This window comes from Streptomyces sp. DI166 (genome assembly GCF_900091315.1).
Classification (GTDB): domain Bacteria; phylum Actinomycetota; class Actinomycetes; order Streptomycetales; family Streptomycetaceae; genus Streptomyces; species Streptomyces fuscus.
The window spans coordinates 1-25,405 of record NZ_FLSP01000109.1 but is presented as its reverse complement, the minus strand read 5'-3'; the positions used below and the strand labels follow the sequence as shown (position 1 = coordinate 25,405).

At 69.8% G+C, this 25,405-nt stretch carries 22 protein-coding genes and 1 riboswitch; of the genes, 17 read left to right on the top strand and 5 right to left on the bottom strand.

The features are described 5' to 3' along the window. Positions 1 to 109 precede the first annotated feature (109 nt). The 10 genes from GA0115233_RS34410 to GA0115233_RS34365 all read left to right on the top strand — a co-directional run bounded on the left by GA0115233_RS34410 (position 110) and on the right by GA0115233_RS34365 (position 10,209). Positions 110 to 718: a CDP-alcohol phosphatidyltransferase family protein gene (locus GA0115233_RS34410; RefSeq protein WP_093724257.1), complete on the top strand. Its 609-nt coding sequence runs from the start codon at positions 110 to 112 to the stop codon at positions 716 to 718. Positions 719 to 832: 114 nt separating this feature from the next. Continuing rightward, complete coding sequence (locus GA0115233_RS34405; protein ID WP_093724256.1) at positions 833 to 3,328, top strand: mannose-1-phosphate guanyltransferase; 2,496 nt, start codon at positions 833 to 835, stop codon at positions 3,326 to 3,328. A gap of 98 nt (positions 3,329 to 3,426) precedes the next feature. Then, the gene (locus GA0115233_RS34400; RefSeq protein WP_093724255.1) at positions 3,427 to 4,338 is read left to right on the top strand and encodes a DUF881 domain-containing protein; all 912 of its coding nucleotides are present in this window, start codon (positions 3,427 to 3,429) and stop codon (positions 4,336 to 4,338) included. Continuing rightward, complete coding sequence (locus GA0115233_RS34395; protein ID WP_003988855.1) at positions 4,335 to 4,667, top strand: small basic family protein; 333 nt, start codon at positions 4,335 to 4,337, stop codon at positions 4,665 to 4,667. The genes GA0115233_RS34400 and GA0115233_RS34395 overlap by 4 nt, the downstream gene beginning before the upstream one ends. A 5-nt stretch (positions 4,668 to 4,672) precedes the next feature. Then, entirely contained in the window at positions 4,673 to 5,506 is an 834-nt protein-coding gene (locus tag GA0115233_RS34390) for a DUF881 domain-containing protein (RefSeq protein WP_093724254.1), read from the top strand. Between the two features lie 61 nt (positions 5,507 to 5,567). Continuing rightward, entirely contained in the window at positions 5,568 to 6,527 is a 960-nt protein-coding gene (locus GA0115233_RS34385) for an FHA domain-containing protein (RefSeq protein ID WP_093724253.1), read from the top strand. A 20-nt stretch (positions 6,528 to 6,547) separates the two neighbouring features. Further along, positions 6,548 to 7,282, top strand: a complete 735-nt coding sequence (locus GA0115233_RS34380) for a transcriptional regulator FtsR (protein WP_093724252.1) — start codon at positions 6,548 to 6,550, stop codon at positions 7,280 to 7,282. Between the two features lie 84 nt (positions 7,283 to 7,366). Next, positions 7,367 to 7,840, top strand: coding sequence for a bifunctional nuclease family protein (locus tag GA0115233_RS34375; protein ID WP_004002801.1), 474 nt, complete (start codon positions 7,367 to 7,369; stop codon positions 7,838 to 7,840). A gap of 247 nt (positions 7,841 to 8,087) precedes the next feature. Then, positions 8,088 to 8,771: a MerR family transcriptional regulator gene (locus GA0115233_RS34370; RefSeq protein WP_093724251.1), complete on the top strand. Its 684-nt coding sequence runs from the start codon at positions 8,088 to 8,090 to the stop codon at positions 8,769 to 8,771. Between the two features lie 64 nt (positions 8,772 to 8,835). Beyond that, on the top strand, positions 8,836 to 10,209 hold the full coding sequence (locus tag GA0115233_RS34365) for a DNA polymerase IV (protein WP_093724250.1): 1,374 nt from the start codon (positions 8,836 to 8,838) through the stop codon (positions 10,207 to 10,209). A 403-nt stretch (positions 10,210 to 10,612) separates the two neighbouring features. Here GA0115233_RS34365 and GA0115233_RS34360 read toward each other — a convergent pair whose 3' ends face one another. After that, entirely contained in the window at positions 10,613 to 10,990 is a 378-nt protein-coding gene (locus tag GA0115233_RS34360; protein ID WP_176712040.1) for a PRC-barrel domain-containing protein, read from the bottom strand. Positions 10,991 to 11,104: 114 nt separating this feature from the next. Beyond that, a riboswitch (glycine riboswitch) is annotated at positions 11,105 to 11,200 on the top strand. Positions 11,201 to 11,375: 175 nt separating this feature from the next. Between GA0115233_RS34360 and gcvP the strand changes: the two genes are divergently transcribed. The 5 genes from gcvP to GA0115233_RS34335 all read left to right on the top strand — a co-directional run bounded on the left by gcvP (position 11,376) and on the right by GA0115233_RS34335 (position 18,843). After that, complete coding sequence (gene gcvP, locus GA0115233_RS34355; protein WP_093724248.1) at positions 11,376 to 14,261, top strand: aminomethyl-transferring glycine dehydrogenase; 2,886 nt, start codon at positions 11,376 to 11,378, stop codon at positions 14,259 to 14,261. Positions 14,262 to 14,603: 342 nt separating this feature from the next. Further along, positions 14,604 to 15,899 carry an extracellular solute-binding protein gene (locus GA0115233_RS34350; RefSeq protein ID WP_093724247.1) on the top strand — a complete coding sequence of 432 codons (1,296 nt, stop codon included), beginning with the start codon at positions 14,604 to 14,606 and terminating at the stop codon, positions 15,897 to 15,899. Positions 15,900 to 15,905: 6 nt separating this feature from the next. After that, positions 15,906 to 16,904, top strand: a complete 999-nt coding sequence (locus GA0115233_RS34345; protein WP_093724246.1) for a carbohydrate ABC transporter permease — start codon at positions 15,906 to 15,908, stop codon at positions 16,902 to 16,904. Then, positions 16,901 to 17,737 carry a carbohydrate ABC transporter permease gene (locus GA0115233_RS34340; RefSeq protein ID WP_093724245.1) on the top strand — a complete coding sequence of 279 codons (837 nt, stop codon included), beginning with the start codon at positions 16,901 to 16,903 and terminating at the stop codon, positions 17,735 to 17,737. The genes GA0115233_RS34345 and GA0115233_RS34340 overlap by 4 nt, the downstream gene beginning before the upstream one ends. A gap of 56 nt (positions 17,738 to 17,793) precedes the next feature. Continuing rightward, positions 17,794 to 18,843: an endo-1,4-beta-xylanase gene (locus GA0115233_RS34335; protein WP_093724244.1), complete on the top strand. Its 1,050-nt coding sequence runs from the start codon at positions 17,794 to 17,796 to the stop codon at positions 18,841 to 18,843. Here the strand turns inward: GA0115233_RS34335 and GA0115233_RS34330 are convergent. From GA0115233_RS34330 to GA0115233_RS34320, 3 genes are all read right to left on the bottom strand, one after another. Further along, positions 18,836 to 19,864: a LacI family DNA-binding transcriptional regulator gene (locus GA0115233_RS34330; RefSeq protein ID WP_093724243.1), complete on the bottom strand. Its 1,029-nt coding sequence runs from the start codon at positions 19,862 to 19,864 to the stop codon at positions 18,836 to 18,838. The genes GA0115233_RS34335 and GA0115233_RS34330 overlap by 8 nt on opposite strands. A 211-nt stretch (positions 19,865 to 20,075) precedes the next feature. Next, complete coding sequence (locus tag GA0115233_RS34325) at positions 20,076 to 20,282, bottom strand: DUF5999 family protein (RefSeq protein WP_041820347.1); 207 nt, start codon at positions 20,280 to 20,282, stop codon at positions 20,076 to 20,078. A gap of 335 nt (positions 20,283 to 20,617) precedes the next feature. Then, positions 20,618 to 21,202, bottom strand: coding sequence for a hypothetical protein (locus GA0115233_RS34320; RefSeq protein WP_093724242.1), 585 nt, complete (start codon positions 21,200 to 21,202; stop codon positions 20,618 to 20,620). A gap of 555 nt (positions 21,203 to 21,757) precedes the next feature. Here GA0115233_RS34320 and GA0115233_RS34315 point away from each other — a divergent pair. Both GA0115233_RS34315 and GA0115233_RS34310 read left to right on the top strand, forming a co-directional pair. Beyond that, the gene (locus tag GA0115233_RS34315; RefSeq protein WP_093724241.1) at positions 21,758 to 23,275 is read left to right on the top strand and encodes a glutamate-cysteine ligase family protein; all 1,518 of its coding nucleotides are present in this window, start codon (positions 21,758 to 21,760) and stop codon (positions 23,273 to 23,275) included. A 129-nt stretch (positions 23,276 to 23,404) separates the two neighbouring features. Continuing rightward, complete coding sequence (locus tag GA0115233_RS34310; protein WP_093724240.1) at positions 23,405 to 24,205, top strand: CPBP family intramembrane glutamic endopeptidase; 801 nt, start codon at positions 23,405 to 23,407, stop codon at positions 24,203 to 24,205. A 212-nt stretch (positions 24,206 to 24,417) separates the two neighbouring features. On the opposite strand, the gene GA0115233_RS34305 is transcribed toward GA0115233_RS34310, so the two are convergent. Further along, on the bottom strand, positions 24,418 to 25,227 hold the full coding sequence (locus GA0115233_RS34305) for a PhzF family phenazine biosynthesis protein (RefSeq protein ID WP_093724239.1): 810 nt from the start codon (positions 25,225 to 25,227) through the stop codon (positions 24,418 to 24,420). Between the last annotated feature and the right edge of the window lie 178 nt (positions 25,228 to 25,405).

Here is a 25,405-nt window from a genome sequence, read left to right as displayed (position 1 = left end):
TCCTTTTACAGCTCTGGCTCTTGGGCACACCGCCCAGGAGCCAGAGCTTTTTTGCGTTGAGGTAAGGTCAGGGAGCATCGTTCGCACGTTTCCTTCAGGAGGCCCCCGGGTGGAGGTCCAGGAGACCCGCGTCCAGACGGACAGGGTGCTCACCATCCCCAACATCCTCAGCATGGCTCGGCTCGTTGGTGTGCCCGTCTTCCTGTGGCTGATCCTGCGGCCGGAGTTCGGTGGGCCAGAGAGCGATGGTTGGGCCCTCCTGGTGCTCATGCTGAGCGGGATCAGTGACTACCTGGACGGCAAGCTCGCGAGGCGCTGGAACCAGATCAGCAGCCTCGGCCGGCTCCTGGACCCGGCGGCGGACCGGCTCTACATTCTCTCGACTTTGGTCGGACTGACCTGGCGGGAGATTCTGCCGCTCTGGTTGACCGCGGTACTTCTGGCGCGCGAACTGGTTCTGCTGGTGATGGTGGGCATCCTCAGGCGTCATGGCTATCCGCCGCCCCAGGTCAACTTTCTGGGGAAGGCCGCGACTTTCAACCTGATGTATGCCTTCCCGTTGCTCCTGCTCAGTGATGGAAGCGGGTGGCTACCGTCACTTGCTGCCATTTTCGGATGGGCGTTCGCCGGATGGGGTACAACGCTCTACTGGTGGGCAGGAGTCCTCTACGTGGTACAGGTCCGCCGCCTGGTACGTGCGGACGCCATGGCCGATTGACCCCGCCCCGTGATGCCAGCCAGCGGCTCGATGGCCCGCGGCGGAAAAGTGCGGGACAATCTGGACGGGTGAAGTCGGCTGTACCGTCGTCTCTTCGAGGAGGACGCTTCCGACATGAAGGCCGTCGTGATGGCCGGAGGCGAAGGCACGCGCCTTCGCCCAATGACCTCAAGCATGCCCAAGCCGCTCCTGCCGGTGGCCAACCGGCCGATCATGGAGCACGTTCTGCGGCTGCTCAAAAGGCATGGGCTCAACGAGACCGTCGTAACTGTCCAGTTCCTGGCCTCCTTGGTCAAGAACTACTTCGGTGACGGCGAGGAGCTCGGAATGGAGCTCAGCTATGCCAACGAGGAGAAGCCACTCGGTACCGCCGGAAGCGTCAAGAACGCCGAAGAGGCGTTGAAGGACGACGCCTTCCTCGTGATCTCCGGCGATGCCCTGACCGACTTCGACCTCAGTGACCTGATCCGTTTCCACAAGGAGAAGGGCGCGCTCGTCACCGTCTGTCTGACGAGGGTGCCGAATCCCCTGGAATTCGGAATCACCATCGTCGACGAAGAGGGTAAGGTCGAACGCTTCCTTGAGAAGCCGACCTGGGGCCAGGTCTTCTCGGACACCGTGAACACCGGTATTTACGTCATGGAGCCCGAGGTCTTCGACTATGTGGAGGCCGATGTTCCCGTCGACTGGTCCGGTGATGTCTTCCCTCAGTTGATGAAGGAGGGCAAGCCTATTTACGGCTATGTCGCGGAGGGCTACTGGGAGGACGTCGGTACTCACGAGAGCTATGTGAAGGCGCAGGCCGACGTCCTGGAGGGCAAGGTCGACGTCGAACTCGACGGGTTCGAGATCTCGCCCGGCGTATGGGTGGCGGAAGGTGCCGAGGTGCATCCCGACGCCGTGCTGCGCGGGCCTCTGTATATCGGGGACTACGCGAAGGTCGAGGCCGGGGCGGAAATCCGGGAGCACACCGTCGTCGGATCCAACGTCGTCGTGAAGAGCGGGGCCTTTCTGCACAAGGCCGTCGTGCACGACAACGTGTATGTGGGCCAGCACAGCAATCTGCGCGGCTGTGTCGTCGGCAAGAACACCGACATCATGCGGGCCGCCCGGATCGAGGACGGCGCCGTCATCGGTGACGAGTGCCTGATCGGGGAAGAATCGATCATTCAGGGGAATGTGCGGGTCTACCCCTTCAAGATCATCGAGGCCGGTGCCTTCGTCAACACCTCGGTGATCTGGGAGTCCAGGGGGCAGGCGCATCTCTTCGGCGCCCGAGGGGTGTCCGGAATCCTGAATGTGGAGATCACTCCCGAGCTGGCCGTACGGCTGGCCGGCGCCTACGCGACGACCCTGAAGAAGGGGTCGACCGTCACCACGGCCCGTGACCACTCCCGTGGTGCCCGTGCTCTGAAGCGTGCGGTGATCTCCGCGCTCCAGGCGAGCGCCATCGACGTACGGGACCTGGAGAACGTACCGCTGCCCGTGGCGCGGCAGCAGACCGCGCGCGGCAGTGCCGGCGGGATCATGATCCGGACCACGCCCGGGGTGCCGGACTCCGTGGACATCATGTTCTTCGATGGCCAGGGCGCCGACCTCTCGCAGGCCAGCCAGCGGAAGCTGGACCGGGTGTTCGCGCGGCAGGAGTACCGTCGGGCCTTCCCCGGAGAGATCGGGGACCTGCACTTCCCGGCGAGCGTCTTCGACTCGTACACCGGGTCGCTGCTGCGCAATGTCGATACGACCGGGATAGCGGAATCCGGGCTCAAGGTCGTCGTGGACGCCTCCAACGGCAGCGCGGGTCTGGTGCTGCCCAGCCTGCTCGGCAAGCTCGGTGTGGACTCGCTGACCATCAATCCCGGCCTGGACGAGTCCAGGCCCACGGAGACGGCGGACGCGCGGCGGTCCGGGCTGGTGCGGCTGGGCGAGATCGTCGCCTCCGCGCGGGCCGCGTTCGGTGTGCGGTTCGACCCGGTGGGTGAGCGGCTGTCCCTGGTTGACGAGAAGGGCCGGATCGTCGAGGACGACCGCGCGCTGCTCGTGATGCTCGACCTGGTCGCCGCTGAGCGGCGCAGCGGGCGGGTGGCGCTGCCGGTGACCACCACTCGGATCGCCGAGCAGGTGGCGGCGTACCACGGCACTCAGGTGGAGTGGACGACGACCTCGCCCGACGACCTCACGCGGGTGGGGCGCGACGACACCACGATCTTCGGTGGTGACGGCAAGGGCGGATTCATCGTCCCGGAGTTCAGTGGCGTCTTCGACGGCACGGCGGCGTTCGTGCGGCTGATCGGGCTGGTGGCCCGTACCCAGCTCACCCTCAGCCAGATCGACGCGCGGATTCCGCGGGCGCATGTCCTCAAGCGGGATCTGGCCACTCCGTGGGCGGTCAAGGGGCTCGTCATGCGGCGGGTCGTGGAAGCCGCCGGAGACCGGTCCGTGGACACCACGGACGGCGTGCGGGTCGTCGAGACCGACGGCCGCTGGGTGATGGTGCTTCCGGACCCGGCGGAAGCCGTCACCCACCTGTGGGCGGAGGGCCCGGACGACGCCTCCGCGCAGGCCCTGCTCGACGAGTGGTCGGCCGTGGTGGACAGCGCCGGGCGCTGAAACGGGCGGTACGCGCGCGTGCCGGACAAGTGTCCCCAAGGGGGCCTGTCCGGCACGCCGGTGGGGCCATTCGGAGGTACTCGGAGCGACGTGCGACGATGTGCGGCATGCCGCAGCACCCCCCCGTTCGGAGCACACCTACGCGCCTCCCGCGCCCGGACGCATCCATGTCGCTGCTCAACAACGTCATGGATCACAGCCTCGACGACGGTTACGCGGAGGCGGCGGCCCGCAAGCAGGCGGCGGACGGTGGTCTGCCCAAGACGCTCCGGGCGAAGCTCGGTCTCGCGGCCGGACTGGTGCTGGCCGCCCTCGTCGTCACCGTCGGTGCGGCCCAGGCCCGGGTCGAGGCTCCCGTCGTCGCCAAGGAGCGCGAGGAGCTGATCGACCGGATCAACGAGGAGACCGAGGCCGCCGACCGGCTGGAGGACAGCGTCGACGAGCTGCGCGACGACGTGAGCGCGCGCCAGCGCGAGGCGCTCAAGGAGAGCGGCGGCAACGGGCGCGGCGAACTCGTGGGGGTCCTCGCCGGTGCGGTCGAGGTCCACGGCCCCGGCGTGAAACTGGTCGTGAACGACGCCAAGGCGTCCGGGGCGGGCGGCGAGGGCGACCCGCGTCAGTCGTCCGGTTTCTCGGACACCGGCCGGGTCCGCGACCGGGACATGCAGCGTGTGGTCAACGGCCTGTGGGAGTCGGGCGCCGAGGCCGTCTCCATCAACGGGCAGCGGCTGACGGCGCTGTCCGCGATCAGGGCCGCGGGTGACGCGATACTGGTCGACAACAAGCCGCTGGTGCCGCCGTACACGGTGCTCGCGGTGGGGGACGGGGAGGGGCTGAGCCGCAGGTTCCAGGACAGCGCCGACGGCCTGTACCTGGATGCTCTGAAGGAGAACTTCGGCATCCGTACCGCCCTCTCCGTGGAGGGGGAGCTCAAGCTGCCCGCCGCACCGAGCGTGACCGTACGCACAGCACAGCCGAACACCGAGAACACCGAGAAGGGCACATCGTGATCGCCGTACTGGGCCTCGTCGTGGGAGTCGTGGCCGGCCTGTTGGTCCGGCCTGAGGTTCCGGCGGTCGTCGAGCCTTATCTGCCGATCGCCGTCGTGGCGGCGCTGGACGCCGTCTTCGGCGGGCTGCGGGCCATGCTCGACGGGATCTTCGACGACAAGGTCTTCGTGGTGTCGTTCCTGTCGAACGTGGTCGTCGCCGCGTTGATCGTGTTCCTGGGCGACAAGCTGGGCGTGGGTGCGCAGCTGTCCACCGGCGTGGTCGTGGTGCTCGGCATCCGGATCTTCTCCAACGCCGCGGCCATCCGTCGGCACGTGTTCCGGGCGTGAGGCCGATGAGCGACAACGACGCGGCGCCCGAGAACCCCCTGCGCAAGGAGCTGCCCGAGGAGGTGCCTCCCGCGCCCGCCGAGGCCGAGCCGGAGGCCCCGCAGGCCCCGTCCGGGCTGACCGGTCGGCAGCGGCTCGTCAAGGGCCTGTGGCCCCCGCGGGTCACCCGGGCCCAACTGATCGTCGCCCTGCTGCTGTTCGGCCTCGGCTTCGGTCTGGCGGTGCAGGTCGCCTCCAACAGCGACGGGGACGACGCCCTGCGCGGCGCGCGCCAGGAGGATCTTGTCCGCATCCTCGATGAACTCGATGACCGCACAGAGCGTCTTGAGGACGAGAAGCAGGGTCTCGAAGAGCAGCGGGACGAGCTGGAGAACAGCTCGAACCAGGCCGAGGAGGCGCGCAAGCAGACGGTCGAGAAGGAGCGGCAACTCGGCATTCTGGCGGGCACGGTCGCTGCTCAGGGGCCCGGCATCACGATGACCATCGACGACACGAAGGGGACCGTTGAGGCGCACATGCTGCTCGACGCCGTCCAGGAGCTGCGCGCGGCGGGTGCCGAGGCGATCCAGGTCAACGGGGTGCGCGTGGTGGCCAGTACTTATCTGACGGATTCGGGGAACTCCGTCAGCGTCGACGGGAACAAGATCAACGCGCCCTATCGTTTCAAGGTCATCGGCAAGCCGCAGGACCTCGAACCGGCCCTCAACATCCCGGGAGGCGTGGTGCAGACGCTGGAGAAGGAGCAGGCCACCGTGACGGTCGAGCGGTCGGACAAGATCATTGTGGACGCCTTGCGAGCCGCGGAGCGGCCTGACTACGCTCGGTCGTCCTCGCGGTGAATCGGGGGTGCATGGCGGACGTCGGGCCAGGGCATGAGGTTGCGGGGGGTCGGCGCACCGAATGGGTGGTGCGTGGTGGAAACTGTCTGGTGGATACGGACGTTGTGAGGATGTCCGGGTCGGCCGGAGTGTGCAGTCAGGGTTCGTCCTGCCCCACGGGCGGGTCTGTTTCAGTCAAGGGGAATCGCCCGTGAAGTTGTTTGCGAAGTTGTTCGGCAAGAGCGCGCGAGAGGGCAATGACAATGCCACTGCCCGGCATCGCGCACAGCCTGACGCAGAGGGCCAGCGGCCGTTGTTCCGGGACCAGGTCGGTGGTCCGGGCGGTGACATTCCGGGAGGTCAGGGCGCGCCGTCGGTTGACCCTGCACAGCCCGGAGGCATAGGTTTCGGGCAACCGTCAACCTCAGGTACGGGTGGAGGGTTCGCCGCCGACCCGTACGCGTCCAATGCCCCGGCGGGGCAGCCGCGGCAGGAGGATCCGTCCATGTCGGCCCTGGTGTGCACGAGGTGCGGTAACCGCAACGCGGAGAACAGCCGCTTCTGTTCCAACTGCGGTGCTCCGCTGCGGCCGGGCGCGGTGCCCGAGCGTCCGTCCGAGACCACGTCCACGATCTCCATCTCCGGTCTTGAGGCGTACGACGCCGAGGCGACCGGTCAGACGCAGATCCCGGCGCTGTCGCCCGAGGCGCAGGCCGCCGTGGACGCGCTGCCGCTCGGCTCCGCGCTCCTGGTGGTGCGCCGTGGGCCGAACTCGGGAAGCCGCTTCCTGCTGGACAGCGACCTGACCACGGCCGGCCGTCACCCGCAGAGCGACATCTTCCTGGACGACGTCACCGTCTCGCGCCGGCACGTGGAGTTCCGCCGGAGCCCGGACGGTTCGTTCACGGTCGCCGACGTGGGCAGCCTGAACGGCACGTACGTCAACCGTGAGCGGATCGACGAGGTCGCTCTGTCGAATGGTGACGAGGTCCAGATCGGCAAGTACCGGCTGGTCTTCTACGCGAGCCAGCGAGGCTACTGACCCTCCCCCGGAGAAGGTCCATGCTTCAAACACCGAGCGGCGGTGCCGGACACGGCGCCGCCGCCACGGACCGGCTGATGAGCATCGGCACGGTGCTGAACGTGCTGCGTGACGAGTTTCCCGAAGTCACGATCTCCAAGATCAGGTTCCTGGAGTCCGAGGGCCTGGTGGAGCCGCGGCGGACGCCCTCCGGTTACCGCAAGTTCAGCGCGGAGGACGTGGAGCGGCTCGGGCATGTGCTGCGGATGCAGCGGGACCACTATCTGCCGCTCAAGGTGATCCGCGAGTACCTGGACGCCATGGCGCGCGGTGAGGCCGTGTCGCTGCCCCTGGTAGGCCGTCAGCGCGATGGTGAGGCCGTACCGGAGGTGCCGGAGACGCCGACCGCGGCGCGGATCGGGCGGGCCGAGCTGCTGGCCGCCGCGGAGATCGGCGAGCAGGAGCTTCAGGAGTGGGAGTCCTACGGCCTGATCGCGCCGCTGCCGGACGGGGCGTACGACGCCGAGGCGGTCACCGTGGCGACGCTCGTCGCCGAGCTGGGGCGGTTCGGGATCGAGCCGAGGCATCTGCGGGTCATGAAGGCCGCCGCCGACCGGGAGGCAGGGCTCGTGGACCAGGTGGTGGCACCGCTCAGACGCCACCGCAATCCGCAGACCAGGGCCCATGCGGAGGCCCGTACGAAGGAGCTGGCGGGGCTCACCGTCAAGCTGCACGCGGCGCTGGTGAAGACCGCGCTCGGAGTGCGGCTGCCCTGAGCCGGGGCCCGTGGGACGTCCGGATCGACCGCACGTTTCCGGCCCGACTACCCAAACGTCCCGGGCACGGCCTAGGGTTGCTGTGTGAACGAGCTCGATGTCGTAGGTGTCCGGGTCGAAATGCCCTCCAACCAACCGATCGTGCTCCTGCGCGAAGTGGGAGGCGACCGTTACCTCCCCATCTGGATCGGGCCGGGGGAGGCGACGGCGATCGCCTTCGCCCAGCAGGGCATGGCCCCCGCGCGACCGCTGACCCACGACCTGTTCAAGGACGTGCTGGAGGCGGTCGGCCAGGAGCTCACCGAAGTGCGCATCACGGATCTGCGTGAAGGCGTCTTCTACGCCGAGCTGGTCTTCGCCAGCGGGGTCGAGGTGAGCGCCCGCCCGTCCGACGCCATAGCGCTTGCCCTGCGCACCGGTACGCCCATCTACGGCAGTGACGGTGTGCTCGACGACGCGGGCATCGCCATCCCGGACGAGCAGGAGGACGAGGTGGAGAAGTTCCGCGAGTTCCTCGACCAGATCTCGCCCGAGGATTTCGGCACCAGCAGTCAGTGAGTCCCGCGGGGCGTCCTTGCGTACTCATGAGTAGACAGGGGGCGCCCTCGGGCGGCGGCACATGCCAGCGGCGAGTGAGAGCGTCCTGCGGCTCTGGCCGAGCGCATTCGGCTAGCCTTTCCCCGCGGTTGGGTACGGGAAACCACTCCTAGGGTGATTATCACTCGGCGTGCCGAGTGTGGCGATCGTTGACGCACCCCTGGTGACTGCCTACCGTCGAGAAGGCAGGTCAAGGACGGAGGTCGGCGTGAGAAGCAGCGGCGACGGTACGGCTGGGGGTGCCCCCGGACGCGGTCTCGGGGAGAGCGGTCCGTACCCTCCCCCGGGCTCACGGCTCCGCTCGAACGGGGGGTATCCCCAGCCGGGTGGTGCCGCCGAACGCGCTCCGCAGCGACCGACGGCCGTCCCGGCCGGGACAGGGACGGCACCCATGGCGACCGAGCAGATCGGCTACCGCGGCCCCACGGCCTGCGCCGCCGCCGGGATCACCTACCGGCAGCTCGACTACTGGGCGCGCACCGGGCTGGTCGAGCCCAGCGTGCGGCCCGCGTACGGGTCGGGGACCCAGCGGCTGTACAGCTTCCGGGACGTCGTCGTCCTCAAGATCGTCAAACGGTTCCTGGACACCGGGGTGTCCCTGCAGAACATCCGCACCGCCGTTCAGCACCTGCGGGAGCGGGGCTTCAGCGACCTGGAGCGGATGACGCTGATGAGCGACGGCGCCACGGTCTACGAGTGCACCTCGCCCGACGAGGTCCATGCGCTGCTCCAGGGCGGACAGGGCATCTTCGGGATCGCCGTCGGCGTGGTGTGGCGGGATGTCGAGAGTGCGCTGTCGCAGCTCCACGGGGAGCGCATCGACACCGGTGAGACGCTCGTCGGGCACAATCCGGCGGACGAGCTGGCGCGGCGGCGCAACCGGGCGGTCTGACGGCCGGGAAAGCTCCCGCGGCCGTGCCGGGGCATTGTCAGTGGTGTAAGGCAGCATCGGACAGGTGAGAAGCGCGCCCACGATCCTGCACCTCGACATGGATGCCTTCTTCGCCTCGGCGGAGCAGGCGTCCAAGCCGAGTCTGCGCGGCAAGGCCGTGATCGTGGGCGGGCTCGGGCCGCGCGGTGTGGTGGCGACCGCGTCGTACGAGGCCCGGGTGCTCGGGGTGCATTCGGCGATGCCCATGGCGCAGGCGCGGCGACTGGCGCCGAACGCCGCGTATCTCGTACCGCGCTTCGCGTTCTACCGGTCCATCAGTGAGCAGGTCATGGCGTTGCTGCGGGCCCTGTCGCCGCTGGTGGAACCGCTCAGCCTGGACGAGGCGTTCGTGGATCTGGAGGCCGGGGGGACGGCCTGGGACGCGGAGTCGGCCCGGCTGGCCGGGGTGAAGCTGCGCGCCGACATACGGGCCGTGACGGGGCTGACGGGGTCCGTGGGGCTCGCGGCGTCCAAGATGCTGGCGAAGATCGCCTCCGAGCAGGCCAAGCCGGACGGTCTGGTGCTGATCGAACCGGGGACGGAGCGGGCGCTTCTGGGGCCAATGTCCGTGCGGACCCTGCCGGGCGTGGGGCCGGCCACCGGGGACCATCTGCGGCGGGCCGGGATCCACACGGTCGAGGAGCTGGCCGAGGCCGGGGAGGACGAGCTCGTACGGCTGCTGGGGAAGTCGCTCGGGCATGCCTTGTACGCGATGGCGCTGGCGCGTGACGAGCGGCCGGTGGTGGCCGAGCGGGAGACGAAGTCGGTATCGGTCGAGGACACCTATGACGTCGACATCCATGACCGGGTGCGGGTCGCGCTGGAGGTGCAGAGGCTGGCGGACCGGTGTGTGCGGCGGCTGCGCGGGGCCGGGCTGTCCGGGCGGACCATCGTGCTCAAGGTACGGCGGTACGACTTCTCCACGCTGACCCGGTCCGAGACGTTGCGCGGGCCCACCGATGATCCGGCGGTGGTGCGGGAGGCGGCCGCGCGGCTGCTGGAGTCGGTGGACACCACGGGTGGGGTGCGGCTGCTCGGGGTGGGGGTCAGCGGGCTTGCGGACTTCACGCAGGAGGATCTGTTCGCGCAGGCCGCGGGGGAGAGGGAGGCCGAGGACACGGGGGAGGACCGTGAGGTGGAGGCCGCGAAGGATGCCGCGGTCGAGGTGCCGGTGGAGCGGCGGTGGGTGGCTGGGCATGACGTGGCGCATGCCGAGTTCGGGCATGGGTGGGTGCAGGGAAGTGGGCTGGGGCGGGTGACTGTGCGGTTCGAGACGCCGGACTCGGGGGTGGGGCGGGTGCGGACGTTCGCGGTTGATGATCCGGCGTTGGCGGCGGCGGAGCCGCTGCCGTTGGTGTCGCGCGGGTCTGGGGCTGTGGTGGACGGGGCGTCCGCGTGAGCGGGGGGACTGGTGCCGGTTGCTGTGACCGGCGTGGGGGCGGGCGTGGGACGGGTCGCGCGGTCCGGCGCTCACGGGGTGCCGGGCCGCGCCCACCCGTGCCGCCCCCGCGGCACGACTGCCCGCGGCGGGGATGGCAGGGTTGCCGTCGGCTGGCTGCTGCGGCTGTGCCGGTGCGGCTGCCTGCGACGGTGCCCGTGCGGCTGGCCGCAGATGTGGCGCGCGCGGTCCGGCGCTCACGGGGTGCCTCCGCCAGAGGAAACCCCCAGCCCACCTGTGCCGCCCCCGCGGCACGACTGCCCGCGGCTACGGGGGTCGGGCGGGGCGGTTGGCCGCGAGTGGGTCGGCACGGCTGCCGCGGCCATGCCGGTATGGCTGGACGCGGCTGCGGCGTATGGCTCCGTTACATCTCCGCGTCCTCGGTGCCTGCCAGGTTGCCGAAGTCGTGGTCGGGGGGCGGTGGGGTGGAGGCGGTGTCGAGACCGTAGTGGTGGTAGAGCTGGAGTTCCTGCTCGGGGGAGAGGTGGCGGCCGACGCCGAAGTCCGGGGCGTCCTTGATCAGGGCGCGGTCGAAGGGGACGTGCAAGGTGCCCTCGACCAGTTCGCTGGGCTCCAGCGGGACGAAGGCGTCCCTGCTGAACAGGCCGGTCCGTATGGCCGCCCACTCCGGGACACCGGTCGCGTCGTCGAGGTAGACCTCGTCGATCGTGCCGATCTTCGTACCGTTGCGGTCGAACGCCTTGCGGCCGATCAGGTTGCGCGGATCGATGTCGGTCTGCACGGGACCTCCACTAGGTCGCAAATCATCCGTAAGCACTACGAAAGAGCACATTCGGGCGCGCGGCCACTCGAACGACCGGTCGTTGACCTCGCTGGTAGGCTTGCTAACGGCTGCTGACCCCGTGCGGGAGAGTCCTCCGGAGAACACCGGAGGCGCCGAAGGAGCAAATCCTCCCCGGAATCTCTCAGGCTCACGTACCGCACGGACGAGGTCACTCTGGAAAGCAGGGCGGGTGTCGACGGCTTCCGCTCTCACCGACGGTGAAAGCCGGACGCCCTGGTGCCTCCGGTGAAGCTCTCAGGTTGAGATGACAGAGGGGGAGGCCGTCCGGGCACCCGCGCCGTGGTGCCCCTCGAAGGTCGTGTCTGACCAGGAGGCCTCCGCAATGACCGCCCATCGCACTCCGCTCTCCGAGCTCGAAACGGGGATCCCCTTCGAGCAGCGTCACATCGGGCCCGATCAGGAAGCCCGGGCCAAGATGCTCGCCCAGGTCGGGTACGGCTCGCTGGACGAGCTGACCGCCGCCGCGGTACCGGATGTGATCAAGAACGCCGACTCGCTCGCGCTGCCGGGCGCGCGGTCCGAGGCCGAGGTGCTCGCCGAGCTGCGTTCGCTCGCCGACCGCAACCAGGTGCTCGACTCCATGATCGGACTCGGCTACTACGGCACCTTCACCCCGCCGGTCATCCTGCGCAACGTCATGGAGAACCCGGCCTGGTACACGGCGTACACGCCCTACCAGCCGGAGATCTCGCAGGGCCGCCTGGAGGCGCTGCTCAACTTCCAGACCATGGTCGCCGACCTGACCGGCCTGCCCACCTCCGGCGCCTCGCTGCTGGACGAGGGCACCGCCGCCGCCGAGGCCATGGCGCTGTCCCGGCGCATGGGCAAGAACAAGAAGGGCCTCTTCCTGGTCGACGCGGACGCCCTTCCGCAGACGATCGCCGTGATCGAGACGCGTGCCGAGCCGACCGGCGTCGAGGTGGTCGTCGCCGACCTCAGCGACGGCATCCCGGCCGAGCTCGCCGAGCGCGAGATCAACGGCGTGCTCCTGCAGTACCCGGGTGCCTCCGGCGCCGTCCGCGACCTCAAGCCCGTCATCGAGCAGGCGCACGAGCTGGGCGCGCTGGTCACCGTCGCCGCCGACCTGCTCGCGCTGACGCTGCTGACCTCGCCCGGCGAGCTGGGTGCCGACATCGCGGTCGGTACGACCCAGCGGTTCGGTGTCCCGATGGGCTTCGGCGGTCCGCACGCCGGTTACATGGCCGTGCACGAGAAGTTCGCGCGCTCCCTGCCCGGCCGGCTCGTCGGCGTCTCCGTGGACGCGGACGGCAACAAGGCGTACCGCCTCGCGCTGCAGACCCGTGAGCAGCACATCCGCCGCGAGAAGGCGACCAGCAACATCTGTACCGCGCAGGTGCTGCTCGCCGTCATGGCCGGCATGTACGCCGTGTACCACGGCCCCGAGGGGCTGAAGGGCATCGCGCGGCGCGTGCACCGCTACACCACGATCCTCGCCGCCGGGCTCGCCGCGGGCGGCGCCGAGATCGTGCACGCGAACTACTTCGACACCCTCACCGTGCGGGTGGCCGGGCGGGCCGCCGAGGTCGTCGCCGCCGCGCGCGAGGCCGGGGTGAACCTGCACCTCGTCGACGCCGACCACGTCTCGATCGCCTGCGACGAGACCACCGGCCGCGCCCAGCTGACCGCCGTGTGGGGCGCCTTCGGCGTCGCGGGCGACATCGAGGCGCTGGACGCCGAGGCCGCCGACGCGCTGCCGCAGGGGCTGCTGCGCCAGGACGAGTTCCTGACCCACCCCGTCTTCCACCAGCACCGCTCCGAGACCGCGATGCTGCGCTACCTGCGCCGTCTCTCGGACCGTGACTACGCGCTCGACCGCGGAATGATCCCGCTCGGCTCCTGCACGATGAAGCTCAACGCCACCACCGAGATGGAGCCGGTGACCTGGCCCGAGTTCGGGCAGCTGCACCCCTTCGTGCCCCAGGAGCAGGCCGAGGGCTACCTCACGCTCATCCGTGAGCTGGAGGAGCGTCTCGCCGAGGTCACCGGGTACGACAAGGTCAGCCTCCAGCCCAACGCCGGTTCGCAGGGCGAGCTGGCCGGACTGCTCGCCGTGCGCGGCTACCACCGTGCCAACGGCGACGAGCAGCGCACCGTCTGCCTCATCCCGTCCTCCGCGCACGGCACCAACGCCGCCAGCGCCGCGATGGCCGGTATGAAGGTCGTCGTCGTCAAGACCGCCGAGGACGGCGAGATCGACGTCGAGGACCTGCGCGCGAAGATCGAGCAGTACCGCGACGAGCTGGCGGTGCTGATGATCACGTACCCCTCGACGCACGGTGTGTTCGAGGAGCACGTCGCCGACATCTGCGCCCAGGTCCACGAGGCCGGTGGCCAGGTCTACGTCGACGGCGCCAACCTCAACGCCCTGGTGGGGCTGGCCAAGCCGGGTCACTTCGGCGGCGACGTATCGCACCTGAACCTGCACAAGACCTTCTGCATCCCGCACGGCGGCGGCGGTCCCGGCGTCGGCCCGGTCGGTGTGCGCGCGCACCTGGCGCCGTACCTGCCGAACCACCCGATGCAGCCGAGTGCCGGGCCCGAGACCGGCGTCGGTCCCATCTCGGCGGCCCCCTGGGGCTCCGCGGGCATCCTGCCGATCTCCTGGTCGTACGTCCGCCTCATGGGCGGCGAGGGCCTCAAGCGGGCCACGCAGGTCGCGGTGCTCAGCGCCAACTACATCGCCAAGCGGCTGGAGCCGCACTACCCGGTGCTCTACACCGGGCCCGGCGGGCTGGTCGCGCACGAGTGCATCATCGACCTGCGTCCGCTGACCAAGGCGACCGGCGTGACCGTCGACGACGTGGCCAAGCGGCTCATCGACTACGGCTTCCACGCGCCGACGATGTCCTTCCCGGTCGCCGGCACGCTGATGATCGAGCCGACCGAGTCCGAGGACATCATCGAGCTGGACCGGTTCTGCGACGCGATGATCGCCATCCGCGCGGAGATCGAGAAGGTCGGTTCCGGCGAGTGGGCCGCGGACGACAACCCGCTGCGCAACGCCCCGCACACCGCCGCCGCGCTGAGCGGGGAGTGGGAGCACGGCTACAGCCGCGAGGAGGCCGTGTTCCCGAGCGGTGTCTCGGCCGCGGACAAGTACTGGCCGCCGGTGCGCCGTATCGACCAGGCCTACGGTGACCGCAACCTGGTCTGCTCGTGCCCGCCGCTGGACGCGTACGAGGACTGACCGAGGGCACTGACCTCAAGGGGCTCCGCCCGGGCTACGGCTCGGGCGGAGCCCCTTTTCGTGCCCGCTTTCGTGTGCCCGCGCAGGCACTCTTGCCGGACCTCGCGGCCTCTCCTACAGTCCGCTTCGTAATGTTCGCCAACTGATCCGAATGTTTCGGATGGAGGTGCTTGGAACGTGCCGTAGGTCCAACTCCCTTTCGATCGGGGGCGGACCGGAGTCGGATTCCCTGTGCACAAGGGTTGCCACCCGTCAGCGCGTGTCTCTAGGGTGCGGCTGCAACGAAGCTTTCTGTCATAAGGCCGAAACTTTCGAAGGCAACTTGTCGAAAAGGAGCGCATGATGGGCGACCCGGCACTCTCCCGCCGCAGTTTCCTGGCGGTCTCCGCCGCCGCGGGTCTGAGCATGACGGCACTCAGCGGCTGCGGCGGCGACTCGGACGGGGGGTCGTCCGACGGTACGACCACCATCGAGTGGTGGAACATCTCCACGACCCAGCCCACCAAGGACGTGTGGGCCGCCCTCGCCAAGAAGTTCGAGGCGCAGAACCCCAAGGTCAAGGTCAAGATCGTCCAGCTGGAGAACGACGCCTACAAGTCGAAGATGACGGCGCTGACCGCGTCCGGGAAGCTCCCGGACATCTTCCACACCTGGGGCGGCGGCGTGCTCAAGCAGCAGGTCGAGGCGGGACTGGTCGAGGACCTCACCGACCGCACCAAGGGCTGGGGCGACAAGCTCGTCCCGGTCTCGAAGGAGCCGTACCTCATAGACGACAAGGTCTACGGCATACCGTTCGACATCGGCATGATCGGCTTCTGGTACAACAAGGCGCTGTTCAAGAAGGCGGGTATCAGCGAGCCCCCGGCCACCTGGAGCGCCTTCCTGGACGCGGTCGACAAGCTCAAGTCCGCCGGTGTCACCCCGCTCGCCCTCGCGGGCAAGGAGGCGTGGACCGGTATGTACTACTGGGCCTACCTCGCGATGCGCACCGCGGGTGTCGACGCCCTGGAGAAGGCAAACCAGGACAAGGACTTCACCTCCCCCGGCCTGGTCCAGGCCGGTGAACACCTCAAGGAACTGGTCGAGTTGAAGCCGTTCCAGAAGGGCTTCCTCGGCGCCTCCTACTCCGGGCCCACCGGCCAGGCGGCCACCGTCGGCAACGGCAAGGCGGCCATGGAGCTGATGGGCCAGTGGGCGCCCATCGTCCAGGCCGACGCGGGCAAGGGGCTCGGGGACGACCTCGGCTTCTTCCCGTTCCCCGCGGTCGAGGGCGGACAGGGCGCGATCACCGAGGTGTTCGGCGGAGGCGGCGGCCACGCGCTGCGCGCCGGCGCCCCGCAGGCGGCGGTGGACTTCCTGAAGTTCTTCGCCTCCGAGGCGACCGACGTGGAGCTGGTCAAGAAGACCGGCGTCCTGCCCGTCGTCCCGGCCGCCGAGCGTGCCATCACCGACCCCAACGTCAAGGCCGTACAGCAGCAGTTGACGGCCGCCACCGGCTTCCAGCTCTACCTGGACCAGGCGTACGCGCCGGCCCTCGGTCAGGAGGTCAACGAGAGCGTCGCCGGTCTGATCGCCGGATCCAAGTCCCCGGAGCAGGTCACCGACTCGATCACCCAGGTCGCGAAGGAAGAGCAGTAACAACCGATGACGTCCACCTTCCTTCCGGAGAAACGGACCGGTCCCGACACGGACCTGCCGCCCCCGGCCGCCGACGCGGCCCGGGGGCGGGCCCGCCGGCGCGCCATGAACTGGCTGACCGCGGTCTCCTTCCAGGTCCCCGCCCTCGTGCTCTTCGGTGTCCTGGTCCTGCTGCCCATCATGTTCGCCCTGTACGCCGCCTTCTTCCGCTGGGGCGGCTTCGGGATGCCCGAGGACTACATCGGTGTCGAGAACTTCACCCGGCTCTTCGACGACCCGGTCTTCATCGGCGACCTGTGGCGCTGTCTGCTGCTGGTGCTGCTCTCGCTGGCGCTGCAGCTGCCGTTCGCGCTCGCCATGGCCGTCGCGCTCAACCAGAAGGTGCGCGGCCGGGCCGTCTACCGGATGCTCTTCTTCGCGCCGTACGTGCTGTCCGAGGCCATCACCGGTGTGCTGTTCGCGATGATCTTCGCGCCCGGCGAAGGGCTCGCCGACCATGTCCTCGACGGCATCGGCCTGGAGGGCCTGGGCGGTGAGTGGTTCGCCGACCCGGACATGGTGATGGCCACCCTGTTCCTGGTCATGACCTGGAAGTACTTCGGCTTCCACATGATGCTCTACCTGGCCGGACTCCAGTCCATCCCCAAGGAGTTGCACGAGGCCGCCCTCATCGACGGTGCCGGTCCCTGGCAGCGGTTCCGCAACGTCACCCTGCCGCTGCTCGCGCCCACCCTGCGCATCAGCGTCTTCCTGTCCGTCATCGGCGCCATCCAGCTCTTCGACCTCGTCTGGGTGGTCACCGCCGGTGGCCCCGACCACCACTCCGAAACCATGGCCGTGACCATGTTCCAGTTCGGCTTCAAGCGCTACCAGGTCGGCTATGCCAGCGCCATCAGCGTGGTCATGTTCGGCATCAGCCTCGTGTTCGCCCTCGCCTACCAGCGGTTCGTGCTCCGCCGGGACCTGGAGGGCGCGACCACGACCATGCGGGGAGGCAAGCAGTGACCGTCCAGCGCAAGACCCGGGGCCGCACCCTCCCCCTGCACCTGCTGCTGATCGGGGTCGGCGCCCTGATGGGCATCCCCCTGCTGTACGCGGTCATCTCCGGCTTCAAGTCCACCGACCAGCTCTCCCGCAACCCGATCGGACTGCCCGATCCCTGGGTGACCGGGAATTACACCGACATCCTCGCCTCCGGCGACTTCTGGCGGATGGTCGGCAACAGCACGCTGATCGCGGTGGCCACCACGGTCCTCGTGGTCGCCGCCTCGGCGCTCGCCGCGTTCTCCTTCGCGCGGTTCGCCTTCCGGGGCCGCGAGGTGCTGTTCACCCTGTTCACGATGGGGCTGATGTTCCCCTTCGCGGTGGCGGCGCTGCCGCTGTTCCTGCTGCTGCGCTCGATGGACCTGCTGGACAACCCCCTCGGCGTGATCCTGCCGCAGGCCGCGTTCGGGCTGCCGATGACCATCATCATCCTGCGCGGCTTCTTCCGGCAGATCCCCGGCGAACTGGAGGAGGCGGCCACCCTCGACGGCTGCGGACCGCTGGGCTTCTTCTGGCGGGTGCTGCTGCCCATGGCGCGGCCCGCGCTCGGCACCGTCTCCGTGCTCGCCGTCGTCACCAGCTGGAACAACTTCTTCCTGCCGCTGCTCGTCTTCAACGAGCCCACCTGGTGGACCATCCCGATCGGCGTGCAGCAGTTCCAGGGCCAGTACTCGCAGGACGTGGCCCGGGTCTTCGCCTATCTCGTGCTCGCCATGGTCCCCGCCCTGGCCTTCTACTCCGTCGCCGAGCGCCAGCTCGTCGGCGGCCTCACCGCCGGCGCCACCAAGGGATGACAGCGCCCGCGACCGTACGGCTCACCCACACCCCCTGTTCCGTGAGGAGTCGCACCATGCCCAAGAACCGTCTCAGACTCGTCGGCGCCCTGACCGCCGCCCTTGTCGCCGTCACCGCCCCGTCCGCCCAGGGCCTCGCCGAACACCGGCCCCACAAACCGCAGACCCTCGCCGACCTCGCCCAGCGGCACGGCCGCTACTTCGGCAGCGCCACCGACAACCCCGAGCTGGTGGACGAGCCGTACAAGAAGATCCTCGGCAAGGAGTTCGACCAGATCACCCCCGGCAACGGCATGAAGTGGTACGCCACCGAACCCGAGCAGGGCGTCTTCGACTTCTCCCAGGGCGACGAGATCGTCGACCTCGCCCGCGCCCACCACCAGAAGGTGCGCGGCCACACGCTGGTCTGGCACAGCCAGCTGCCCGACTGGCTGACCAGCCGTGAGTGGACGGCGCCCGAGCTGCGGAAGGTCCTGAAGAAACACATCCAGACCGAGGTACGGCACTACCGCGGCAAGGTGTTCGCCTGGGACGTCGTCAACGAGGCCTTCAACGAGGACGGTACGTACCGGGAGACCGTCTTCTACAACACCCTCGGCCCCGGCTACATCGCCGACGCCCTGCGCTGGGCCCACGAGGCCGACCCGCGCGTCAAGCTGTACCTCAACGACTACAACATCGAGTCCGTCGGCCCCAAGAGCGACGCCTACTACAAGCTCGCCAAGCAACTGCGGGCGCAGGGCGTCCCGTTGCACGGCATCGGCCTCCAGGCGCACCTGGCGCTCCAGTACGGCTATCCGACCACGCTGGAGGACAACCTGCGCCGCTTCGCGCGGCTCGGCCTGGACACCGCGCTGACCGAGGTCGACATCCGGATGTACGTGCCGGCCGACGAGGAGAAGCTGGCCACGCAGGCCCAGTGGTACGCGGACCTGACCAAAGCGTGCCTGGCGGTCCGCCGGTGCGTCGGCATCACGATCTGGGACTACACCGACAAGTACTCCTGGATCCCGGCCTTCTTCGACGGTGAGGGCGCGGCCCTGCCGTGGGACGAGGAGCTGCGGCCCAAGCCCGCCTACTACGCGATCCGGAAGGCGCTCAGCTGATCCTCCGCGCGGACGGTGGTGCGGTGCTGGACCGCACCACCAGTTCCGTGCCCAGCTCCACCCGGGGGGAGTCCGGCTGCTCGCCCCCGGCCAGCCGCAGCACGGTGCGCACCGCCAACTTGCCCATGTCGGCCAGCGGCTGGCGCACCGTGGTCAGCGGCGGCGCCGACCAGCGGACCTCCGGCAGATCGTCGAAGCCGACCACGCTGATGTCCTCCGGCACCCTCAGGCCCCGGCGGCGCAGCGCCTCGATCGCGCCGAGCGCCATCTGGTCGCTGGCCGCGAACACCGCGGTCGGCGGCTCGGGCAGGTCCAGCAGCGCCGTACAGCCCGTGCAGCCGGACTCGGGGCGGAAGTCGCCCTGGACGACCAGGGATTCGTCCACGGCGAGCCCGGCGCCCTCCAGGGCCGCGCGGTAGCCGTCGAAGCGGGCGCGGGAGCACAGCAGCCGCGGTGGGCCCGCGATCAGGCCGATCCGGCGGTGGCCGAGGGCCAGCAGATGCTCGGTCGCGGCGAGCCCGCCCGACCAGTTGGCGGCGCCGATCGTGGGCACGTCCAGCAGGGGCGAGCCCGCCGGGTCGACCACCACCAGCGGCACTCCGAGGGCCCGCAACTCCTCGTGCAGGACCGGCTCCAGGGCCGAGGTGACCAGCACGACGCCGTCGGAGGCGCGGGCGCGCAGATTGCGCATCCACTCCCGGGCGTCGCCCGACCGGCCGTGGATCGCCGACACGACCGTGCCGACCCCGGCGGCGTGCGCGACCTCCTCCACACCGCGGATGATCTCCACCGCCCACGGGCTGTCGAGGTCGTTGAAGACCAGGTCGACGAGGGTGGCGGCGGTGGAGGAGACCCGCTTGCGGTAGCCGTGCGCGCGCAGCAGGTCCTCCACCCGGGCGCGGGTGCGCGGGGAGACGTCGGACCGGCCGTTGACGACCCGGGACACGGTGGGCACCGAGACCCCGGCCTGCCGGGCGATCTCCGTGATGGTGACCCGGCCCTCGGTGTGCTCCTGCGCCAACTGCCCACCTCCGTCGACCTGTTGTCGAAAACTTGCAGAAGTCTTCCGGAAATCCGGGGCCCGTGGAAGGGAGAACCGGCCGGGAATCCCAGGACACACGGGGGACTACGGTCAGTGACCGGCCTCGGACACGCGTCGGGGCCGGTGCGCAGAACGTGTCTGCGGCCGGCCCCCAAGGTCTCCGGACGGCTCCGTGGCCGTCCGGCCGCGCTCAGGCCGCGGTCATCACCTGGTCGGCGCCCAGCGGGCGGTGCGGGGCGATGATCTGGCCGTCGGGCAGGAGCTCACCGGTGTCCTCGAAGAGCAGAACGCCGTTGCAGAGCAGGCTCCAGCCCTGTTCCGGGTGGTGCGCCACGAGGCGCGCCGACTCCCGGTCGGCGGAGTCTGCGGAAGGACACGGTGGCTGGTGCTGGCACATGGGTGGGATCTTTCGCTCTGTGGTGTTCATGGCCGCCCCCGTTGCGACAAGTGGTTCGAACCCAGTGTTGCCCTACGGGCGTGAATCCGCAGGGATTTCGGTGCACCGCTTCTCACAGGTTGATGACGCGCCACCCGCGCGGATGGTTCACCTCGACCGCACCGTCCCTTTAGGTGGTTCGCAGTGGCCGGAGCGGACTAGTCCATGCAGGTCAGGGGCTCTGTAGAGCGATTCCCCGCTCGTACGAGCGCGCCGCCGCGGCGCGCGCGCCGCACACGCGCCGTACCCCGCGACCGGCGGTCCGGCGGCGGGGTACGGAGGGCGTGCGGCGGCCGTCAGGCGGGTGAGCCGAGCAGCGGCGCCGGGGTCACGCGATGAGTGAGCACCGGGAGCAGATCGGCGGCCCGGTGCGGCCGGTGGGCCGCGATACCGGGCGGTGCGGGCGCCAGCGGCACCAGGAGGTCGGTGGGCTCCGGGTGGCCGACGGAGGCGTCGGCGGCGGGGTCGCCGTGCAGCCACAGGGTCAGCATGTACAGGCCGGGTACGGACAGCAGCCGGGGCTGGTAGGGCTGGGCCATGGTCTCGGCCTGGCGCAGGGCCTGCTCGGTGGAGGTGATGTAGGGGCCCTCGAAGAAGTGCGAGAAGGCCCATCCGTCGGGCGTGAGCCGGGTCTCCGCGGCAGCGACGGCCCGGTCCGAGCAGCGGATCAGGAAGCGCCACCCGGCGAGCCGGGTGGTGGTCGGGCCGCCCGCGGTGATGCCGTCCAGGACGTGCACGGGCAACGGCAGTTCCGGGGTGGCGGGTCCCTGGGCGGCGCGCAGGGACGGCGTTCGGGCCTCGCGGACCGCGGTGGGGGACCCCAGTGCGGCGAGGACGGAGCGAAGTGCGGGCGCGGGAGCCGGGGGGACATGCAGCGGCATGGTGGGTCGCCTCTCATTCAAAAGGCACGGTGGCGCGAGGGCGGGGCGGACGGCGCTGTCAGCTCGCGAGGGGGCGGGGAGGCGGGGCCGTGGTCCGGGTGCGTGGGTGTGCGTGAGGGCCCGCCGTACCTCGATCCCTACGGCAGGTCCCTCCGACCGGGCGCCAACTCTCCGCCTACTACGCGGAGTTTATACGACAAGTGTTCAGTGAGTGTTTCATCTAGCCGTTTCCGGTGCACTCGGCAAGGGTGCATTCGGACGGCGATCCGCGGTAATCATCCCGATTCCGAGCGGGGCGCTCCTCGGTGACCTCGACGAATGCATGAGAAGCGGTAGGCTAATTCTCGTCGGCGTTTTTCACGAGTTCGCCGCGCCACCGGGAACAGCACCGTGACTCATGCCCGGAGAATGTGCCACCGGTCACGTCCGACAGACTAGCGGCCCACCGGCCCGTCCGGGGACGTTATCGATCGCTTCGGCTGGGCATCATCCAACCTGACCCGGGACACCGGCGGCCGGATCTTCGGCCCGCCCATTCGAGGAAGGGACGCTTCGATGGGGGAGAAGGTCGTGGCAGGTCGGTTCGATCTGTCCGATCGCCAGCACTACCGCGACAAGCTCCGGAAGTGTCTGGCGGGCCTGGAGCGGCTTCTGGCGGAGAAGCGGTTCGATCGCCCGAAGAACCTCATGGGACTTGAGATCGAATTGAATCTCGCCGGAACCGACGGCATGCCGAGAATGTTGAATGCGCAGGTTCTTGAGCGGATCGCGAGTCGCGATTTTCAAACAGAACTCGCCATGTTCAACCTGGAGATCAACATAGCCCCACACCGGCTCGGTGGGTCGGTATTCGACCAGCTCGCGGAGGAACTGCGCACCTCGCTGGCATATGCCCATCGAAAAGCCGGTGAGCTGTCCGCCGGAATCGTGATGATCGGCATTCTGCCGACCCTCGACCGGGACGACCTGGTCTCCTCCAACCTGTCCGCGGTGGACCGCTACACGCTGCTCAACGACCAGATCGTGGCCGCGCGCGGCGAGGACTTCGTGCTCGACATAGCGGGCGTGGAGCACCTCACCTGCACCTCGAAGTCCATAGCGCCCGAGGCCGCCTGCACCTCCGTCCAACTGCACCTCCAGGTCACCCCGGGCCGCTTCGCCGACGTGTGGAACGCCGCGCAGGCCGTCGCCTCGGTGCAGGTCGCGGTCGGCGCCAACTCGCCGTTCCTGTTCGGCCGCGAGCTGTGGAGCGAGTCCCGGCCCCCGCTGTTCCAGCAGTCCACCGACACCCGTCCGCCCGAGCTCCAGGCCCAGGGTGTGCGGCCGCGCACCTGGTTCGGGGAGCGCTGGATCACCTCCGCCTACGACCTGTTCGAGGAAAACCTGCGCTACTTCCCCGCCCTCCTGCCCATCTGCGACGACGAGGACCCCCTGCGGGTGCTCGACGAGGGCGGCGTCCCCTCGCTGGCCGAGCTGGTCCTGCACAACGGCACCGTCTACCGCTGGAACCGCCCGGTCTACGGCATCGCCGACGGCGTACCGCACCTGCGGGTCGAGAACCGCGTCCTGCCCGCCGGACCCACGGTCACCGACGTGATCGCCAACGCGGCCTTCTACTACGGCCTCATCCGCGCCCTCGCCGAGGAGCCGCGCCCGGTGTGGACCCGGCTGCCGTTCGAAGCCGCCGCCGCCAACTTCGACACCGCCTGCCGGCACGGCATCGACGCCCGCCTGACCTGGCCCCGGCGCGGCCGGTACGGCGGGGTCACGGAGGTCGACGCGGCGGTCCTGGTCCGGGACGAGCTGCTGCCGCTCGCGGAGGCCGGGCTGAACGCCTGGGGCGTGGCCCCCGCCGACCGGGACCTGTACCTCGGGGTCATCGAGGAACGCTGCCGACGCCGCGCCAACGGCGCCTCCTGGCAGTCCGCCACCTTCCACCGGGCCCTGGAGCAGGGTCTGTCCCGGGACGCGGCCCTGGCCGCCACGACCAAGCGCTACTGCCAGCTCATGCACCAGGGCGAGCCCGTGCACAGCTGGCCGGTGGGGCTGCCGGAGGCGGTGCCGCTGGCCTGAGGGGCATCGGGGACGTCGTAACGCTTGCCGCCCGTCCGGGCGGGGCCCGGACGGGGCCCGCCGCACTCCGCCTCATACTGGTCGGGCATGCTGTGACGTCGTATGACGGTGGTGCCCCTGGGAGGCAGAGTGCAGGCGGAGGCGGGCCCCGTGGCCGGTTCATTCCCGGAGGAAGGGCCCTCGCGGCGGATCCTGCGGGACGAGACGCTGCTGGTACTGGCGCTCTCTCTCGGGGCGAGCGGCGTCTCCGCGCTGATCAGCTTCATCGGCTCGGTCACCAAACCGGGCGGACTGAAGGACCAGGCGGCCACCCTCAACGCCTCCGCGGCGCCGGGGCGGCCCTGGCTCGACCTCGCCTGGCAGCTCTTCGGGATCTCCACGTCCCTGGTGCCGGTGCTGCTCGTGGCGCACTTCCTGATCCGCGAGGGCAGCGGGCTGCGCGACCTCGGCTTCGACCGCACCCGGCCCTGGCCGGACCTCGGCCGCGGCGCCGCCGTCGCCGCGGTGATCGGCAGCAGCGGAATCGCCTTCTACCTCGCCGCCCGGGGCCTCGGCTTCAACCTCACCGTGGTGCCGGAGGCGCTGCCCGAGGTGTGGTGGAAGTACCCCGTGCTCATCCTGTCGGCGCTGCAGAACGCGATCCTCGAAGAGGTCATCGTGGTCGGCTATCTGCTGCGCCGCCTCCAGCAGTTGGGCTGGTCGCCGGGGAGCGCCCTGATGGCCAGCTCCGTGCTGCGCGGCTCGTACCACCTCTACCAGGGCATCGGCGGCTTCATCGGCAACATGGTGATGGGCGTCGTCTTCGTCTTCCTCTACCGCCGCTGGGGCCGTGTCGGACCCCTGGTCGTGGCGCACTCGCTGCTCGACATCGGGGCGTTCGTGGGGTACGCGCTGCTGGCGGGGAAGGTGGACTGGCTGCCTACCGCGTGAGCGGGCGGTCGGGGCTTTTTGTTTGGTGCTTCCCCGGCCCTGCGGCCTGCCGGTCGGCTCGGTACCGCAGCGATCGATGGTCTGACGCGACCGTCGTTCGGGCCCAGAGCCGGGGCGGTACTGGTGTCCCCGCGCGTGGGGAGCCGGCGGGTGACGTGCGAACTGGGCGTGTGCCCCGGCGTTCGACGCGGCGGGGCCCGAACTGGCAGGGCTCAGGCCAGTAGCTCCCCGTCGATCACCGTCACCGCGCGACCGCCGAGCAGGGTGCGGTCGGCTCGGATCTCCGTGCGTACCAGGCCGGAGCGCGGGGACGCCTGGAGGCCGGTGAGGGTGGGGCGGCCGAGGCGGTCGGACCAGAACGGGGCCAGGGCGGTGTGGGCGCTGCCGGTGACCGGGTCCTCGTCGATGCCCACGTTCGGGAAGAAGCAGCGGGAGACGAAGTCGTAGCCCTGCGCGGGGTCCTCGGCGCGCGCGGTGGCGATGATGCCCCGCGCGGAGAAGGCGCCCAGGGCCCGGTGGTCGGGGGTCAGGGCGCGGACGGTCTTCTCGTCGGCGAGCTCCACGAGCAGGTCGCCCACGTTCGGACCGGTGTCGAAGGCGCACAGCGGCTCGGCGCCCAGGGCCTCGGCGACCCCGGGCGGGATCTCGGCCGCCCTGAGCGGGGCGGTCGGGAAGTCCAGGGTGAAGGAGCCGTCCTCGCGGGGCGTCGCGACCAGCACGCCACTGTGGGTGGCGAACCGCACCGGGCCCTCGTGCGCGCCCGTGGAGTGCAGGACGTGGGCCGTGGCGAGCGTGGCGTGGCCACACATCGCGACCTCGGCGGCGGGCGTGAACCAGCGCAGCGCCCAGCCCGCCTCCGGGTCCCCCGGGAGCGGGTGGGCGAACGCCGTCTCGGCGTGGTTGACCTCCGCGGCGACCTTCTGGAGCCAGTCGTCGGTCGGGAAGGAGTCCAGGAGCAGGACCCCGGCGGGGTTGCCGGAGAAGGGGCGGTCGGTGAAGGCGTCGACGATTCGGATGCGCATGCTCCGACCGTAGGGGGCCGGTGAAGCCGCCCGCCAAGGCCAATTCGGGGGTGTTGGACCGAATTCCGTCTGGTGCTGTCGGCGGGGCTGTCGGTGGCTGTCGCCTTCGGTTGGGGCCTGCTGTGGAGCTGTGCCGTCGGGCGAGGCCGATGCGGGGTGCTGGACCGTTTTCCGTCGG